Source organism: Massilia frigida, assembly GCF_011682175.1.
Taxonomy (GTDB): domain Bacteria; phylum Pseudomonadota; class Gammaproteobacteria; order Burkholderiales; family Burkholderiaceae_D; genus Telluria_A; species Telluria_A frigida.
This window is the reverse complement of the sequence record NZ_WHJG01000137.1, coordinates 1-960: the sequence shown is the minus strand read 5'-3', so window position 1 is coordinate 960 and position 960 is coordinate 1. Positions and strand designations below refer to the sequence as shown.

At 55.2% G+C, this 960-nt stretch carries 2 protein-coding genes; both read left to right on the top strand.

What is annotated here, in order from left to right; genetic code table 11:
* Positions 1-440: pilin (locus F2P44_RS34355; protein ID WP_441295298.1), on the top strand; the 440-nt coding region annotated here is incomplete at its 5' end.
* A gap of 299 nt (positions 441-739) precedes the next feature.
* Positions 740-960 (top strand): pilin (locus tag F2P44_RS34350; protein ID WP_167094566.1); only part of this gene is annotated, 221 nt, incomplete at its 3' end.

The window sequence follows — 960 nt, the reverse complement described above, 5'->3', positions numbered from 1 at the left end:
CTAGGAGTAGCAAAATGAAATCGATGAAAATGATGAAGAAGGCACAAGCCGGTTTTACCCTGATCGAACTGATGATCGTTGTTGCAATTATCGGTATCCTGGCTGCTGTTGCACTGCCAGCGTATCAGGACTATGTTGCTAAGTCGCAAGTTGGTGCTGGCCTGGCTGAAATCACCCCAGGTAAAGTCAACGTCGAGACCAAACTGGCAGGTGGCGATGCTGTTGCTGGCCCTGTTGAAATCGGCCTGCTGGCTACCACCAAGCGTTGCTCCGCGATCTCGGCGAACGTTGCTGTCACTGGCGCCGGTACGATTACCTGCACCTTGCTGGGTAACACTGCTGTTCTCGGCAAAGCCGTGACCTGGACCCGTGCTGATACCGGCGCTTGGAGCTGCTCGAGCACCGCTGACGACAAATACAAACCAAAAGAGTGCATCTAATCTGACATGGCCCCGCCAGCATCTTGCTGCGGGGCATGTCCAAAGCTTGTTCAGGTTTCTATTGAACGTGATAGACACAAAATGACAAGTTCCAGGCCTCTTCCGGGATTTCCCGCAAGAGGCCTCATCGTTAGTGCTTGCCCTGCGTTACACCGGTCGAGCCGGCCGTATCTCGTAATGCCGGCGTGCCAGACGCCGACCACGCGTTTCCAGTTTTTCCTCTCCATCAAAATGCAAGATGGTCCTGTCGACGGTTTTCCCATCGCGGGCATACGCAACTTCCTTATTCCCACGGCACCATGAAATCACACCATTCCAATGCAAATGCGGCTCAGGCCGGCTTCACGCTGATTGAACTGATGATCGTTGTCGCCATCATTGGCGTGCTGGCAGCGGTAGCCCTTCCGGCGTACCAGGATTACGTGGCGAAGACGAAAGTGACCGCGGCGGCAGACGAAGCAGCCGGCGGCAGAACCGGTATCGATACCGAGGTGATGCAAAGCCCCAATCTGAGTGCCGC